We start from the raw sequence: 14,484 nt of genomic DNA, 5'->3' as shown, positions 1-14,484 counted from the left end.
CTCTTACTGGCAAACTGCCAATAGTGGTTCCGAGCGCTACTCCAGGGTGGCGCCGTACAGCGCGTCGATGACGCGGTTGACCGCATCGCTTCGCCGCATGTCGATCACGCCGCGCAGCTCGAGGATCTCGAGCAGCGGGTAGAAGGTGTCGAACATCGCCCACGTGCGCTGGTAGTCGTTGCGGGTCATCGGCAGCGACGAGGTGATGGGTGATGCGTTGCTGCCGGCCTTGTTCACGTCGGTGCGGACCTGGGCGATGATGCGCCGCCAGAAGGTGAGCAACGACTCCACTCCCTCGTCGTCCGGCACCCGGCCGTCGCTCTGGAGCTTCGAAATCTGCGGAATCGCGCCCTGCATGTAGTCGAGGAACTCGCGCGCCTCCGCCGGCACGTACGGCAACGTCGTCAGGGTCTGTGATTCGGTCATCGGCTGCTCCTCAGCTGGCTACTGGCGGTTGGTTCCACTCAATCCAGCCGACACCTGCTCGCCCGTCCGCTGTCTGTAGCCGCGCGGCGGCCCGCGGGAAGTAGCCGACCCTGCCGTCCGGCGCGGTCAGCAGGATCGGACCGAACGCGATCGGCTCGAACGTGACCGCCAGGTCGTCGTGATGCACCGTCGCGGCCGTCGGCAGGCCGCGGCTGCCGAGGTCTTCCGACGCCCAGCCGCGAACCACCGGTCGGAGGTCGTTGCCGCGCTGCACGTAACCGGGGGCCAGCTCCATGCCGGGGATGCGCACATCCGTGAGGTGAGTGTGCGTGCCGTCGGCGAGGTGCCCCGACGACCAGCACCAGCCGAAGCTCCACCAGTCGCGCACCCCCCACGAGTGGTCACGCTGACCTGGCGCGTCGACGTGGCAGACCTCGCCGTCGACGGTCACCGACCCGGTCACCGTGCACGGGATCTCGTAGCGCGGCGTCACCGCGTAGTGGAACGGGACACCGTCCGTCGTCCACGTCAGGTCGAGCCCGACGTCGACGGCAGAGCCGGGCGTGCCGTCGTACACGTCGGTGGCGCTGTGCAGTTGCTCGCCCGTCATCGCGGCGCGCACCGAGAAGGAACGGAGCGCTTCGTCGGTCGTGAGCGTGCCGTCGACGCCGGGTCCGCAGACGCCGGTCCCGTGCGCCGGTACCGGCAGGTCGGTTCGCTGGCACACGACCGGCCGCCGGTCTGGCCCGACGACCGCGACGTGCCACCAGGTCGTCCCGAGGTTCGGGTAGTAGCCGAGCCGGACGTAGCCGGCGAGGGTGCCGTCGGAGCGGACGAAGTCGGCGTACCAGGACTCGTTCCACAGCTGCTCGTCGTCGCAGTCGTGGCGGTCCTCGTCCTCCGGAGCAACCGCGTAGCCGGGCGGATCGGAGGTCACGGCAGCAACACCTCCGCGTCCAGGTCACGTGCTGGGCGTGCCGGCGGAACATCTCGGCGAACATCGCGTCACCGCGTTCGGTCTGGACGACCAGGATGGCGGACGCAAACGCCATCACGACGCCGCCGAACGACGTCAGCCGGACGTCGTGGTCGAGCTGCTCGCGCGAGTACGACGCGACCCCCTCCGCCACCAGCGCCCGGTGGTAGACGTCGAGCAGCTCGGCGGAGTGGGCGCGACGGTCGGCTGTGGTGAGGCTGCCACCGATGAAGTACGCGACGTCCATCGCCGGCGGCCCCCAGGAGGCGGTCTGCCAGTCGACGATCATCGGTACCGTCGACCCTTCGGGGAACAGCATGTTGTCCAGCCGGTAGTCGCCGTGCACCAGCGTCTTCGGCCCGTCGTACAGGTCGAAGATGTTCGCGATCTGGGGAACCAGGCGCTCGATGAGTCCGCGGTACTCAGGGGTCAGGTGGGCGTCGAAGCGCTCGATGAACGACGGTGCGAGCATCGTGACGACCGCGGTCATCATCGCGGTGTTCTCCGGCGACGACCGGTTCAGCCACGGCCGCGCCGCATGCGCCGGGTTCTCCCAGGCGAATGCATGCAGCTTTGCCAGGCGTTGCAGCGCCTCGGCGGCAATCTCCGGTGTGCACCCGGCGATGTCGTCACCCTGGCGGCACGGCGCGAGGTCGGCGAGCACCACGGTGTAGGCGTCGGTCTCGGGCACCCGCCCCGCGAAATAGTGATCCGGCACGCCGGGCAACGGCGCGAGCTCGGAGTAGATGGCGACCTCGATCTCATAGCAGCGCGCGACCTGACCCGCGGCCCGACTGTTCGGGTCCGACGACGCGAACTTCGCGACCACACTCGACGGCCCGGCGCCGGCGGGCTCATACGTCAGCGCGATCCGGACCGTGTCGGCCATCTGGCCGGTGCCGACGGGGGTGGCCGTGAAGCCGCTGACCCGCGCTCCGGCTGACAGTGGGAGCGCCGCCGTCAGCCACTCGTTCGTGAGATCTGACGGGGAGTCGAGCACGGGCGCGGTCACGCTCCGGTGTGTACCACGCCTTCGAGGAAGTCCGCGACGTCCTTGACGGACTGCGGAACCTGGTAGAGGAAGCCGTGGCCGCCGTCGTACACCTTCAGCGTCGAGCCGGGAATCTGGGCCGCGATCGCCTCGCTGTTGGCGAGCGGCGCGATCCCGTCGTACCGGCCGGCGCTCACCAGCACCGGTACGGCGATCGTGGCCAGCCGGTCGAAGGTGTCATGACGACGGCGGGCCTCCAGCTGCGCCAGGTTGCCCGCGTCCGGCTGCGGTCGCGAGGCCAGCATCGTCGCGAGCAGCTCCCGAAGCGGGTCGTCGTACGCCGGATCGGCCCAGCGGGTGTCCATGATCGGCAGGAACGCCGCAAGGTAGTCCGCCGCGTCCAGACCGACGAGCTCGTGCAGCGGGTACGACGCACCACCGCTTCCCCCGCTCGAGGTGCAGACGAGTGCCGCACGGCTGACCCGCGACGGATGACGGACCAGCAGCTCCTGCGCCACCATCCCGCCGAAGGAGACCCCGACGACCGCTGCGTCGTCCCACCCCGCCCAGTCCAGGATCCGGGCGGCGTCGTCCGCGTAGTCGGCCATCGACCAGGCCGCGCCAGGCGCCGGGCGGTCGCTGCGTCCCAGACCGCGCTGGTCGTAGCAGACCACGTCGTGGCTGGCGGCGAACGGCAGGTCGAAGCCGCGAGGCCGGGCGTCGAGGGTCGCGCCGGTACCGCTGATGAACAGCAACGGTGGCCCGTCGCCCGCTCGCTCGGCGTAGAGCCGGACGCCGGCGCCAGCTATGTCAGGCATGCCGGCATCCCAGCACAGCCTTCATCATGGGCGGGCGGCTAAAGCGCGGTCTGCGGGTCGGCGGCCGCAGTCGGGGACGAGAACCCTCGCACCATCCCGTCGACGGTGAACGACGCGACCAGCCGGTCGTCCTCGTCGTACACCCGGCATTCAGCGTGGGTCATCCCGTCGCCGGCGAACGTCGACTCGTGGTGGTAGCGCAGCCACTGGTCGACTCGGACGTCGGCATGGATCGACAGCGAGATGGCGTTGATCGCCGTCGAGATCGTGTGATGCGCCGCGGACTGCCCGATCCCACCGTGCGGCCGCAGCGCAGCGGCAATCGGCATGTGGCCGGTGAACTGCGCGAGCAGCCCGGCGTGCATGGCCGGGCCTGCTGAGGGCAAGTCCCGGTAACGGACCCACGCGTCGATCACCGGGTCGCCGACGGGGGCGTCCGGATCGTCGGTGTACGCCCCGTCGGCCACCCGGATCTCCCGACCGACCACCCCCATGTCGACCGGTTCGCAATCTTGCGGCCGGGCGCACGGCGCAGCGGCCACGCTGTGGCGGATCAGGTCCGGCGCGGTGACGTCGAGCAGCAGCACGCCCAACGCACACAGCCGTTCCCCCTGGCTCACCCGCACTCCGAGTGAGGAGAAGCTGCGGCCGCTGAACGCCTCTTCCAGGTCGAAGGTCATGGGCAGCCGTGAGTCGGCCACGCGCATGAAGTTCAGGTACGCCGAGACCACGCGGCGACCCGGCGCGAGCTCGCCTGCGGCGACGATCGCCTGGCCGAGCATCTGACTGCCTTCGACGACCGGCCGACGCTCGTCGGGCACGTCGCGTCCGACGAACTGGCGCTCGCCGACTCGGCGGACCGACATGACGTCGAGCATCAGGTCGGCGTCCCCCCACGGCTGCGGCAGCTCGTCCGTGGCGGCCTGCGTCGTTGAATCCATGTCCTTCGTCTACCACCTCGGGCGCCGTCTGCTCGAATACAGACATGCCCGAACACGTCATCTGCTCGCCGCTTCGCACTCCGGTCGGCCGGTTCGCCGGCAGCCTCAAGCCGCTCGCCGCACACGAGCTCGCCGCACAGCTGTTGCGCGCGCTGCTCGACCGGACGCAGCTGCCCGCCGACCGGGTCGACGACGTGGTGTTCGCGCAGTGCTACCCGTCGATGGAGGCGCCGGCCGTCGGCCGGGTCGCCGCCTTGGACGCGGGTCTGCCGATCAGTGTCGGCGGGATGCAGCTCGACCGTCGCTGCGGGAGCGGGTTGCAGGCCGTGATCCTCGCCGCGATGCAGGTGCAGACCGGGGCCGCCGATCTGGTGATCGCGGGCGGGTGTGAGTCGATGAGCAACGCGCATTTGTTCACCCACGACCGGTGGGGAGTGAGCGGAGACGGGATCGTCCTGCACGACGCGTTGTCTCGCGGCCGGGTCACCGCAGGCGGCAAGAACTTCCCGGTGCCCGGGGGGATGATCGAGACGGCCGAGAATCTGCGCCGCGAGTACTCGATCGGCCGCGCCGAGCAGGACGAGTTCGCGGCGAGGTCGCACGCGCGCGCGGTCGCCGCGCAGGACTCGGGGGCATTCGCCGACGAGCTGGTGCCCGTCGTCGTACCCGGCCGCAAGGGGACCACCACCGTCGAGCAGGACGAGCACCCGCGCCGCGACACCACCGTCGAGGCGCTCGGCTCACTCACGCCGCTGCGGGTCAAGGCGGATCCGGAAGCGACCGTCACCGCGGGCAACGCGAGCGGCCAGAACGACGGCGCGGCCGCCTGCATCGTCACGACGCCGGAGCTCGCCGCGGAGCTCGGGCTGACGCCCATGGCGCGGATCGTGTCGTGGGCGACCGCCGGCGTCGAACCGGCCCGGATGGGCATCGGGCCGGTGCCCAGCACCGCGAAAGCCCTCGGCCGCGCCGGCCTCACCCTCGACCAGATGGACCTGATCGAGCTCAACGAGGCGTTCGCCTCGCAAGTGCTTGCCTGCCTGCGCGAGTGGGGGCTGAAGGCGGGCGACGTCGACGAGCGGCTCAACGTCAACGGCTCCGGGATCTCCCTCGGCCATCCCGTCGGCGCAACCGGCGGGCGGATCCTCGCGACGCTGCTGCACGAGATGCGGCGGCGCGGCGCCCGATACGGGCTGGAGACCATGTGCATCGGCGGCGGGCAGGGCATCACCGCCGTACTGGAAAGCGTCTGAGCCCGAGCCGACATGAGCGAGCTGCCTCTCGCCGGACGCACGGTCATCGAGATCGCGTCGTTCGTGGCCGGTCCCTCGGCCGGCATGACGCTGGCTCAGCTCGGCGCCGAAGTGATCCGGATCGACCCGATCGGCGGCGCGGCCGACGTCAACCGCTGGCCGATCGCCGAGAACGGCGCGAGCGTCTACTGGGCCTCCCTCAACCGCGGCAAGCGGTCCGTCGAGCTGGACCTGCGCTCGGAGACCGGCCGCGACCTGGTACGCCGGATGCTTCGCACCCCGGGTCCGGGTCACGGGATCCTCATCGACAACCAGCCCGGTCAGGACTGGCTGCGCCAGGAGTCGCTCAGCGCCGTACGACCCGACCTCGTCCACGCGCACATCGAGGGCCACCGCGGCGGCCGGCCGGCCGTGGACTACACCGTGAACGCCGAGGCGGGGATCCCGTTCGTGACCGGCCCCAGTGGGTTGACCGATCCGGTGAACCACGTGCTGCCGGCGTGGGACCTGCTCTGTGGCATGACCGTGGTCTCGGCGGTCCTCGCCGCGCTGGTCCGGCGCGACCGCACGGGCGAAGGATCGCGCATCGACGTCGCACTCGGCGACGTCGCGCTCGCCGGAGTCGCCAACCTCGGCTGGTTCACCGAAGCCGCCGCAGGCGTGGAGCGGCCCCGCAATGACAACTCGATCTACGGCAGCTACGGCGACAGCTTCAAGACCTCGGACGGAGGTCACGTGATGGTCGTTGCGCTCACTCCCGCGCAGTGGCGCTCGCTGGTGGCCATGACCGACACCACCGACGCGATCGCCGCGCTCGCCGCGAAGACAGCAGCCGACTTCGAGCACGACGAAGCCGCGCGTTACGTGCATCGCGAGGCGCTTGCCGGGATCTTTGCGCCGTGGTTCGCGGCGCGAGACCGGAGCAGCGTCGAAGCCGAGCTGGCCGCGAACCGCGTGCTGTCCGCGCCGTACCGTGACTTGCGGGAAGCCGCCGCGCGCGGCGGGGGACCGCTCGTGGCGCTCGACCAACCCGGGATCGGCGAGGTCATCAGCGCCGAGTCGCCGATGCGCTGGCACGAGCTACCGCTCCGCAACGAGCCGGCCGTGGGACGCGGCGACGACACGCGCGCCGTTCTGCAGGCGCTCGCCGGCGTCGGCGACGCCGCCTACGACGAGCTGATCCGCGATGGGGTCGTGCGGGCCTAGACACGCCGGAAGTGGGTACCAGCGGTTCGTGGCAGACGGCGAAACGGTCACGACGCTCATCCCGGCACGGCTGGACCGCTTGCCGTGGTCGCGGTTCCACACCCGGTTGGTGAGCGCCCTCGGCGTCGCGTGGATCCTCGACGGTCTCGAGATCACGTTCGCGAGCAACTTCACGACCAACCTGCAGAGCAAGGCGTCGCTGCACCTGTCCTCGCGCGCCGCCTCCGACGTCGCGAGCTGGTATCTCGGCGGGGAGGTGATCGGCGCGCTGCTGTTCGGCCGCCTTTCCGACCGGCTCGGCCGCAAGAACCTGTTCGTCTACACGCTCGGTCTGTATCTGCTGGCGAACGGGCTGGCCGCCTTCTCCCCGGACATCTACTGGCTGGACGCCTGCCGAGTGGTGGCCGGGATGGGGATCGGCGGCGAGTACGCCGCGATCAACTCCGCGATCGACGAGCTGATCCCGTCGAAGCATCGCGGCCGGGTGGACATCGCGGTGAACGGCACGTACTGGAGCGGCGCGGCGATCGCGTCACTGGCGGGTGTCTACCTGCTCAACCCGTCGCACGTCAGCGACAACCTCGGCTGGCGCATCACGCTGCTGATCGGCCCCGCCCTCGGTGCCGTGGTGTGGTTCGTACGCCGCACACTGCCTGAAAGTCCACGCTGGCTGATCACCCACGGTCGGGGCGAGGAAGCCGAACGCAACGTCAAGGAGATCGAGGAGTGGGTCCGCTCGAACGGACACGACCTCCCCGACGTCGACGAGGACAAGGCAGTCGAGATCGACCCGTCGAAAGCGCGCCCGTCGTTGTGGGGCGTGACGCGGGTGCTGATCGCTGAGTATCCGCGGCGCTCGCTGCTCGGCGCCACGCTGATGATCACGCAGTCGTTCCTCTACAACGCGATCTTCTTCACCTACGCCCAGGTCCTCACGACGTTCTTCCACGTCCCGAACGGACACACCGCCTACTACTACCTGGCGTTCGCGGGCGGGAACCTCGCGGGAGCGCTGCTGCTCGGCCCGCTCTTCGACGTCCTCGGCCGTCGCGTGATGATCGCCGGCACCTATCTGACGGCGGCCGTCCTCCTCGTCGTCTCCGCGGTGCTGTTCGACCACGGCGTGCTCAGCGCCGGAACGCAGACGGTGATGTGGACGGCGGTGTTCTTCTTCGCCTCGGCCGGCGCGTCGTCGGCGTACCTGACGGTCAGCGAGATCTTCCCGATCGAGCTGCGGGCGCAGGCGATCGCCGTGTTCTTCTCGATCGCGCAAGGCGTCGGCGCGCTCGGCCCGGCGGTGTACGGCGGGTTCGTCGCTTCCAAGAAGCCGCACGAACTGATGCTGGGCTACCTGCTCGGCGCAGGGGTGATGGCGGTCGGCGGCATCGTCGCAGCGATCTTCGGCATCAAGGCCGAGCGCACCGCACTGGAAGACGTCGCGAACCCGTTGTCGCTGGTCAGTCGTACGCCGAAGGCCCAACCAACGCTTGCCGGGCCGGCGGTCAAGACCGCCTGACGCCGTCCATGCCGGCGTTCGGCGCGGCTTTGGCGACCAGGTCGGGAACCACCTCGGAGAGCGCGGCCGGGTCCCAGATCCCGTCAGTCTCGGCGTACGGTCCGTTCACCCAGCCTTCGAACACCGTGATCCGCCCTCCACGGACGCCGAACACGCGGCCGGTGACGCCGGCGGAGGCCGAGCTCGCGAGCCAGACGACCAGCGGGGAGACCGCCGCCGCCGGTAGCTCCTGCGCCGCTTCGTCACGCTTGAACCGCTCGAGGTCCTCCGTCATGCGGGTCAACGCGGTGGGCGAGATCGCGTTGACCGTGACGCCGTAGCGGGCGAGCTCGCCGGCCGTGATGATCGTCATCGCGGCGATCCCCGCCTTCGCGGCGCCGTAGTTGGACTGGCCGATGTTGCCGAACACGCCGGAGGCGGAGGAGGTGTTGATGATGCGGGCATCGACTTCCTTGCCGGCCTTCGACTGGTCGCGCCAGTAGGCCGCGGCGTGATGCATCACGCCGTAGGTGCCCTTGAGGTGTACGGCGATGACCGCGTCCCACTCGTCCTCGGTCATGTTGACGAGCATCCGGTCACGCAGGATGCCGGCGTTGTTGACGACGGCGTGGATGTCGCCGAACTCGTCGATCGCCTGGTCGACGAGCTCCTTCGCGCCGGCGTGAGTCGCGATGTTGCTGGTGTTGGCGACCGCCGACCCTCCCGCCGCGACGATCTCGTCGACGACGGACTGCGCCGCGCCGGCGTCGCTACCCGTGCCGTCACGCGCGCCGCCGACGTCGTTGACGACGACCCTGGCGCCTTCACGCCCGAACAACAGGGCGTGCTCTCGGCCGATGCCGTTGCCGGCGCCGGTGACCGCCACAATCCGTCCGTCGCAGATCCCCATCAGGTGAACAACCTTCCGTCGACTCGCCGTAGTGGGTTGATTCTTGCAACCTCTCAGACGACGGTGCCCCGCCGCAGTGCTCGGTGGGCCGCTTCCCAGCGAACGAAGCGCCTGTCAGACCACGAAGCGGATCCGGTCCGACGCCGATCATTACGGCGGCTACGACTGGGCAGTGGTCGGGCGTGACCTCTCCTCGCCGCCGCCGGGCGGCGGCGCTCAGCCACTCGCTCTGGCTCTTCTGCTTCTGCGAGGCCGTCTGGACGCTGCTCACCTGGACGACCAACGTCGAGTCCGACGTCACCGGCGGGTGCGTCAGCGTCGCGGTCACCGCTGCCTTGTTGCCGATCTTCCGCGACACCGCCACGATCCGGCTCACCCCGGCTCGGCTCGTCGCCGCCGGTTCACTGGCGGCGCGGTCGCTGGTCGGCGTGGTGACAGCCAACGTGAAGCTGGCGCGCCGAATCTGGTCACCGAGCATGCCGCTGCGCAGCGGCATGGTGGAGGTGGCGACGAAGGCGCGCAGTGACGCCGGGCTGGCGGCGGTTGGCCTGGTCACCTCGCTGATCGTCGACAACCAGATCGTCGACATCTCCCGCCCTCGGAACCGGCTGCTCTACCACGCCGTCCACGTGCCCACGGGCGGTTCGGCGTACGACGAGATCAACGGCCCGGTGGACCGCCGGGTCGCCGCATTGGAGGCGACGGTCGATGGGTGATGTCCTCCTGTTCGCCGCGATCGTCGAGGCCTTCGTGGCCGTCCTGCTGATGGGACGAGTCGCGCGCGGTCCGACGGTGGCTGACCGGCTGGTGGCCGTCAACGCGACGTCGACCCAGGTCACCTTGAGCATGCTCTGCTTCGCGGCGTACGAGAACGAGTCGATCTATCTCGACGTGACCTTGTGGATGGCCGCGTTCAGCTACCTCGCCACGTTCGTCTGGTCGCGGCTGATCGAACGGGAGCTGCTGTGATCGTCGCGGTCGCCGTCCTCGTCGCCATCGGTGCCTTCTCCTCGTTGTCCGGCGCGATCGGCATCCTGCGCCTGCCTGACGTCTACTGCCGGGTGCAGGCCTCGACCAAGAACGTCACCCTCGGCGCGCTTCCGGTGCTCATCGCCGTCGTGCTGGCTCGCGGTTGGGACACTCCGTACAGCCCGCGGGTGCTGATCGTCGCGGGCTTGATGCTGGTCGCGAGCCCCGCCGCGTCGCATGCGCTGATCCGCGCGGCGTGGAAGATCGGGGTGCCGCAGTGGCGCGGTGCCGTCGGACCGAGAGTCAACCCGGCGGTCGACGAGGCCGAGCGGTGACCGGCTTCTGGATCCTCGACTACCTGTGCCTCGCCGCGATCCTCGGCGCTGCGCTGCTGGTGCTGCGGCTGCCGAATCTGACCGGCGCCGTGATCGCGCTGTCCGGCCTGACCTGCTTCCTCGCACTGCTGTTCATCGTCCTGGGCGCACCAGACGACGCCCACTCAGAGGTGGTCGTCGGCACGATTGCGTTGCCGGCGCTGTACTTCGTGGCGATCGGCAAGGTGCGCACCGCCGTACGTGACCGCGGGCAGCTCGGTGGTGAGAACGGGAAGTCGGACCGATGAGCCGGACGGCGACGTCTGCCGGCGAACCATTGCGCCGTCCCCGCATCGGGCTGGCGGTCGTGGTGCTCGTTGCGGCCGGTCTCGCGGTCGGGCTGCTCGGGCTGCCGCGGGAGAGCGCAGCCCTTCCGGCGATCGCTCGGGAGGCGATGCGTGTCGCGCTGCCGCAGTGGCACACAACCGAGCCGGTCAGTGAGGTCGTCTACGGCACTCGCGGCACCGACACGTTCGGAGAGACGTTCCTGTTGCTGGCCGCGGTCGTCAGCGTGGTGCTGTTCTGCCGCGACCGGGAAGGCAGGCGCGGCTTCGTCGGCGAGGCCGCGGCGGCCGTCGAGGAACAGGTCGCGGAGGATCCTGCCGAACGGCCCGACCATGCCGAGCGGCTGGCCCGCGAAGCCGAGGCCGCGGAGTGGGACAGCGAGCGCAGCCGGCGACGCCCTACGCCCGACAGGGAGCGGCTGGGCGAGGCGGCGCCGGAGACGGCGGAGACGATGACCGTCGTCGTCAGGATGGCGGTTCGTGCACTCGCGCCGGCGTTGGCGACCGCCGGCGTCTACCTGTTCGCCGAGGGCTACTCACCGGGCGGTGGCTTCCCGGCTGGTGTGGTGGTCGTCGGCGTACTGCTGTTCGTCTACGCGGGGCTCGGCTACCGCCGCATCGCGCCCGTGGTCGGCGGTGGTCTCATGGAGGTCATCGAGCTCGTCGGTGCGTTGGCGCTGATCGCCATCGAGACCCTCGGTCTGGTGCTGGTCGGGTCGTTCTCCGGCAACTGGCTGCCACTCGCGCCCCGCGAAACGCTGGCCAGCGGCGGGGTGATGCAGGCCTTCTCGGTGTCGGAGTTCTTCGAGGTCGGGACGGGGCTGGCGATCGCGATCTTCGCCGTCATGACGATGCGGCACGACTGGGCGCCGGACGGCGACCGAACATGATCCTCGCCAACTATCTGGCGGCCGGCGCAGTGTTCTGCATCGGTCTCTACGTGGTCGTCAGCCGGCGCAACCTCATCAAGATCGTGATGGGGCTCTCGCTCATGGAGTCCGCCACCTATCTGCTGCTCATCTCGCTGGCCTATCGGCGCGGCTCGGTGGCACCGATCCTCTACGAACCGCCCCACGGCAGCTCGTCATCGCTGGCGCACGGCAACGTCGCCGACCCGGTGCTGCAGAACTTCTGCCTCACCGCAATCGTGATCGGGGTCGCGGTGACCGCGGTCTTTTTGTCGGCGGCGGTGCGGATCGCGCAGCACTACCGAAGCGTCGACTCCGACCACATCCGGGGCATGCGCGGCTGATTGCGATGACCGAAGCGGGGCGTGCGGCACTGCTGCCGTTGCCGGTGGTAGCGCCGATCGTGGGCGCCGTACTCTCCCCGCTGGTCGGGCGGGTGAGCCGGCGCGGGCCGCTCGTGCTGTCCGTGCTGTCGCTGTGCGGCAGCCTCGTCGTCCTGCTGCTGGTCGCGCCCGACGTCTACCACGGTCGCCTGCTCACCCACTTCCTCGGGCACGTCGGGCCGGTCGACGGGCACGAGCTCGGGGTCGCCTTCGTCGCCGACCCGTTCGGCCTGACGTACGCGCTGGTCACCGCCGCGGTCGGCGTACTGCTGCTGGTGCACACCCTCTCCGAACTCGGCGGGCTCGGGCACCGTGAGCTCGGCGGCTACGCCTGCCTGTTCCAGCTGCTGCTCGCCGCCCTGATCGGGGCGTCTTTGACGGCCGACTCGATCGACCTGTTCGTGTGGTTCGAGGTCGCTGCGCTCGCGTCGTACGGCCTGACCGGGTTCTTCCTGGAGCGACCGCTCGCCCTCGAGGCCGCCTTCAAGATCATGGTGCTGACCAACGTCGCGTCGTTCGCGGTGTTCGTCGCCGCTGCAGCGCTCTACTCGGCGACCGGGGCGCTCAACTTCGGCCAGCTCCACAACGCCCTCGCCGGCGGCAGCCATCCGGTGGACCTCGTCGCGATGGGGCTGCTGGTGGGCGGGTTCGCGACCAAGGCGGGCATCATGCCGTTCCACGGCTGGCTCGCCGACGCGCACACCGCTGCGCCGGGTCCGGTGTCCGCGCTGTTCTCCGGCCTGATGGTCAATCTCGGCGTGTTCGCGATCGCCCGGCTCTCCCTGGATGTGTACGCCGCCGAAGGCAGGCCGGTTCTCGGCCTGCTCACCGTGCTCGGCGCGATCACCGCCATCGCCGGCGCGGTCATGGCGCTGGCCCAAGAGGACCTGAAACGGCTGCTGGCCTACGACACCGTGTCGCAGATGGGGGTGCTGCTCGTCGGTGCCGGCACCGCGACGAGCAGCGGGCTGGCCGGGATGGTCTACCACCTGCTGGCGCACGCGCTGTTCAAGTCGCTGCTCTTCCTCGCGGCCGGCGCAATCGTGCATGCGACGGGGATGACGAAGATCTCCCAGATGGGCGGCCTCGCCCGGCACCGTCCGATCACCACGATCGCGTTCGTGGTGGGGGCGGCAACGATCGCCGGAGTACCACCGTTTGCCGGGTACGTGTCGCTGGGACTGATCCACGACGCGTTACGAGACAACGACCCGGCGGCTTTCGCCGCGATGCTCGTCGCCCAGGTGGTCACCGTCGCCGCGCTCGGCCGGGCGACCTACCTCGCGTTCTTCCGTCGCCGTGACGACGACTACGACAGCCTGGAGCGATCGAGCCCAGGCATGCTGGCGTCATTCGGCGGGCTGGCTGCCGGCTGCGTCGCGTTCGGGGTGTTGCCGACGCTGGTGCTGGATCACGTGGTCGCCCCAGCCGCCGCGATCCTGCGCCAGCCCGCCACCTACGCGCACGCCGCGCTCGCACCGAACGTCAGCCTCCCGGTGACCGCCATTTCGTTCGACTACGCCGATCCGACCGACCTGGTCATCGCCTTCGGCACCATCGCGGCCGGCCTGTTGCTGGCCTGGTGGTACGTCCGCCGCGACCGCGAACCGACGGCGGTGACCTGGTTGCGGGACCTGCACACCGGATCGGTCAACGACTACGCGCTGTACGCCGCCGCCGGGTTCGCCGTGGTCATCGGCGTACTGCTGATCGGGCACTGAGCCAGGGCCGACCCTCACCCCGGCAGCGAGTGCAGGGCCTCCGGTGTCCAGGTCGGCCAGTCGGCGGGACCGGCAGACCGGCCATGGTCATAGCGGGCGACGATCCGGTAGGGGTGCTCGGCATCACTGTTGTCGTAGAACCGCGTGGTGTCGGCGCCCACCACTGCTTCGACGATGTGGTGCCACAGCCGGTCGTAGCGCGCACGGATCTTCTGTTCAGGAACGTCGTGTCCCCCCGCCTGGACGCGGAGCGCCACTCGGACGACCGCCAGCTCGACCGGGATGAGCATCACGTGAAGCGTCACCTGGTAGTGCGCTTCGGAAGCGGCGCGCAACAGATCGATCTTGGAGGGGTGGGAGAACACCGTCTCGGCCGCGAACGACGTACCCGCAGACAAGTAGTGCTCGCGCAGCTTCGCGGCGACCTCCGCCGCTTCGTAGCCATGGGCAAGCTCCTCGCCCGGCCAGCGCAGCTTGGCGATCTCGTCGGCGTTGACGAAGGGCAGGTGCGTGGCGGGGGCGATCACACGGTCGTAGAAGGTGGACTTCCCGGACCCGTTCGGCCCCGCGATCAGATGCAGAACCGGGGTGGTCATCCGTTCCGGATGACCACGTTCCCCGACTCGTCGAGCTCGGCGTACGGACGGCCCGCCAGCACCTTGCGCATGTCGAGGTCACGGTGGAGCTGTTCAATGCGCTCCAACCAAGTCGCCCGCACGATCGCCTGCTCCTGCGGGTGGTCGAGCGTGTCGTAGCTGCGCGCACCCCGCAGCACCTCGCCGATAGCGCCGCTCGAGACATCGGCCGACGCCTCGAGCTCGCGACCCAG

At 69.8% G+C, this 14,484-nt stretch carries 18 protein-coding genes; 11 read left to right on the top strand and 7 right to left on the bottom strand.

What is annotated here, in order from left to right:
* Nucleotides 1-36: 36 nt before the first annotated feature.
* Nucleotides 37-426, bottom strand: coding sequence for a hypothetical protein (locus tag VG899_03285; protein HWA65376.1), 390 nt, complete (start codon nucleotides 424-426; stop codon nucleotides 37-39).
* 10 nt (nucleotides 427-436) lie between these two features.
* A complete protein-coding gene (locus VG899_03280; protein ID HWA65375.1) occupies nucleotides 437-1,363 on the bottom strand; it encodes a hypothetical protein in 927 nt (308 codons plus the stop codon).
* Between the two features lie 28 nt (nucleotides 1,364-1,391).
* On the opposite strand from VG899_03280, the gene VG899_03275 reads away from it, so the two are divergent.
* Entirely contained in the window at nucleotides 1,392-2,345 is a 954-nt protein-coding gene (locus VG899_03275) for a hypothetical protein (GenBank protein HWA65374.1), read from the top strand.
* 65 nt (nucleotides 2,346-2,410) lie between these two features.
* Here VG899_03275 and VG899_03270 read toward each other — a convergent pair whose 3' ends face one another.
* Both VG899_03270 and VG899_03265 read right to left on the bottom strand, forming a co-directional pair.
* The gene (locus tag VG899_03270; protein HWA65373.1) at nucleotides 2,411-3,211 is read right to left on the bottom strand and encodes an alpha/beta hydrolase; all 801 of its coding nucleotides are present in this window, start codon (nucleotides 3,209-3,211) and stop codon (nucleotides 2,411-2,413) included.
* Between the two features lie 38 nt (nucleotides 3,212-3,249).
* A complete protein-coding gene (locus VG899_03265) occupies nucleotides 3,250-4,152 on the bottom strand; it encodes an acyl-CoA thioesterase domain-containing protein (GenBank protein HWA65372.1) in 903 nt (300 codons plus the stop codon).
* 44 nt (nucleotides 4,153-4,196) lie between these two features.
* Here VG899_03265 and VG899_03260 point away from each other — a divergent pair, with 44 nt between their 5' ends.
* Genes VG899_03260 through VG899_03250 form a run of 3 tightly spaced genes read left to right on the top strand, consistent with a single transcriptional unit; the run spans nucleotide 4,197 to nucleotide 8,127 of the window.
* Nucleotides 4,197-5,405 carry an acetyl-CoA C-acetyltransferase gene (locus VG899_03260; GenBank protein ID HWA65371.1) on the top strand — a complete coding sequence of 403 codons (1,209 nt, stop codon included), beginning with the start codon at nucleotides 4,197-4,199 and terminating at the stop codon, nucleotides 5,403-5,405.
* Nucleotides 5,406-5,417: 12 nt separating this feature from the next.
* Nucleotides 5,418-6,611, top strand: a complete 1,194-nt coding sequence (locus VG899_03255) for a CoA transferase (protein ID HWA65370.1) — start codon at nucleotides 5,418-5,420, stop codon at nucleotides 6,609-6,611.
* A 28-nt stretch (nucleotides 6,612-6,639) separates the two neighbouring features.
* Nucleotides 6,640-8,127 (top strand): MFS transporter, encoded by a 1,488-nt coding sequence (locus tag VG899_03250; protein ID HWA65369.1) that lies wholly within the window; start codon nucleotides 6,640-6,642, stop codon nucleotides 8,125-8,127.
* On the opposite strand, the gene VG899_03245 is transcribed toward VG899_03250, so the two are convergent.
* Complete coding sequence (locus tag VG899_03245) at nucleotides 8,114-9,016, bottom strand: SDR family oxidoreductase (GenBank protein ID HWA65368.1); 903 nt, start codon at nucleotides 9,014-9,016, stop codon at nucleotides 8,114-8,116. The two genes, VG899_03250 and VG899_03245, sit on opposite strands and share 14 nt — an antisense overlap.
* A gap of 182 nt (nucleotides 9,017-9,198) precedes the next feature.
* Here VG899_03245 and VG899_03240 point away from each other — a divergent pair, with 182 nt between their 5' ends.
* The 7 genes from VG899_03240 to VG899_03210 are packed head-to-tail and all read left to right on the top strand — an operon-like array spanning nucleotide 9,199 to nucleotide 13,655.
* The gene (locus VG899_03240; GenBank protein ID HWA65367.1) at nucleotides 9,199-9,732 is read left to right on the top strand and encodes a Na+/H+ antiporter subunit E; all 534 of its coding nucleotides are present in this window, start codon (nucleotides 9,199-9,201) and stop codon (nucleotides 9,730-9,732) included.
* The gene (locus VG899_03235) at nucleotides 9,725-9,985 is read left to right on the top strand and encodes a monovalent cation/H+ antiporter complex subunit F (protein ID HWA65366.1); all 261 of its coding nucleotides are present in this window, start codon (nucleotides 9,725-9,727) and stop codon (nucleotides 9,983-9,985) included. Before VG899_03240 ends, VG899_03235 begins: the two co-directional genes overlap by 8 nt.
* On the top strand, nucleotides 9,982-10,320 hold the full coding sequence (gene mnhG, locus VG899_03230; GenBank protein ID HWA65365.1) for a monovalent cation/H(+) antiporter subunit G: 339 nt from the start codon (nucleotides 9,982-9,984) through the stop codon (nucleotides 10,318-10,320). Before VG899_03235 ends, mnhG begins: the two co-directional genes overlap by 4 nt.
* A complete protein-coding gene (locus tag VG899_03225; GenBank protein ID HWA65364.1) occupies nucleotides 10,317-10,607 on the top strand; it encodes a DUF4040 domain-containing protein in 291 nt (96 codons plus the stop codon). The genes mnhG and VG899_03225 overlap by 4 nt, the downstream gene beginning before the upstream one ends.
* On the top strand, nucleotides 10,604-11,533 hold the full coding sequence (locus VG899_03220) for an MnhB domain-containing protein (GenBank protein ID HWA65363.1): 930 nt from the start codon (nucleotides 10,604-10,606) through the stop codon (nucleotides 11,531-11,533). Before VG899_03225 ends, VG899_03220 begins: the two co-directional genes overlap by 4 nt.
* A complete protein-coding gene (locus VG899_03215) occupies nucleotides 11,530-11,895 on the top strand; it encodes a sodium:proton antiporter (GenBank protein ID HWA65362.1) in 366 nt (121 codons plus the stop codon). The genes VG899_03220 and VG899_03215 overlap by 4 nt, the downstream gene beginning before the upstream one ends.
* 5 nt (nucleotides 11,896-11,900) lie before the next feature.
* Nucleotides 11,901-13,655, top strand: a complete 1,755-nt coding sequence (locus VG899_03210) for a proton-conducting transporter membrane subunit (GenBank protein ID HWA65361.1) — start codon at nucleotides 11,901-11,903, stop codon at nucleotides 13,653-13,655.
* A gap of 14 nt (nucleotides 13,656-13,669) precedes the next feature.
* Here VG899_03210 and VG899_03205 read toward each other — a convergent pair whose 3' ends face one another.
* Nucleotides 13,670-14,251 (bottom strand): AAA family ATPase, encoded by a 582-nt coding sequence (locus tag VG899_03205; protein HWA65360.1) that lies wholly within the window; start codon nucleotides 14,249-14,251, stop codon nucleotides 13,670-13,672.
* Nucleotides 14,248-14,484 (bottom strand): hypothetical protein (locus tag VG899_03200; protein ID HWA65359.1); only part of this gene is annotated, 237 nt, incomplete at its 5' end. The genes VG899_03205 and VG899_03200, both read right to left, overlap by 4 nt.

It is taken from the genome of Mycobacteriales bacterium (assembly GCA_035550055.1).
In the GTDB taxonomy this organism is placed as follows: domain Bacteria; phylum Actinomycetota; class Actinomycetes; order JAFAQI01; family JAFAQI01; genus DASZTV01.
Note: the sequence above shows the minus strand (reverse complement) of the source record. Positions and strands in the feature narration are given on the sequence as shown.

What these genes read in the sequence shown, in the direction of transcription:
- VG899_03285 (HWA65376.1), bottom strand. Translation starts at nt 426, where the DNA reads ATGACCGAATCACAGACCCTGACGACGTTGCCGTACGTGCCGGCGGAG.
- VG899_03270 (HWA65373.1), bottom strand. Translation starts at nt 3,211, where the DNA reads ATGCCTGACATAGCTGGCGCCGGCGTCCGGCTCTACGCCGAGCGAGCG.
- VG899_03265 (HWA65372.1), bottom strand. Translation starts at nt 4,152, where the DNA reads ATGGATTCAACGACGCAGGCCGCCACGGACGAGCTGCCGCAGCCGTGG.
- VG899_03260 (HWA65371.1), top strand. Translation starts at nt 4,197, where the DNA reads ATGCCCGAACACGTCATCTGCTCGCCGCTTCGCACTCCGGTCGGCCGG.
- VG899_03255 (HWA65370.1), top strand. Translation starts at nt 5,418, where the DNA reads ATGAGCGAGCTGCCTCTCGCCGGACGCACGGTCATCGAGATCGCGTCG.
- VG899_03245 (HWA65368.1), bottom strand. Translation starts at nt 9,016, where the DNA reads ATGGGGATCTGCGACGGACGGATTGTGGCGGTCACCGGCGCCGGCAAC.
- VG899_03235 (HWA65366.1), top strand. Translation starts at nt 9,725, where the DNA reads ATGGGTGATGTCCTCCTGTTCGCCGCGATCGTCGAGGCCTTCGTGGCC.
- VG899_03220 (HWA65363.1), top strand. Translation starts at nt 10,604, where the DNA reads ATGAGCCGGACGGCGACGTCTGCCGGCGAACCATTGCGCCGTCCCCGC.
- VG899_03215 (HWA65362.1), top strand. Translation starts at nt 11,530, where the DNA reads ATGATCCTCGCCAACTATCTGGCGGCCGGCGCAGTGTTCTGCATCGGT.
- VG899_03210 (HWA65361.1), top strand. Translation starts at nt 11,901, where the DNA reads ATGACCGAAGCGGGGCGTGCGGCACTGCTGCCGTTGCCGGTGGTAGCG.
- VG899_03205 (HWA65360.1), bottom strand. Translation starts at nt 14,251, where the DNA reads ATGACCACCCCGGTTCTGCATCTGATCGCGGGGCCGAACGGGTCCGGG.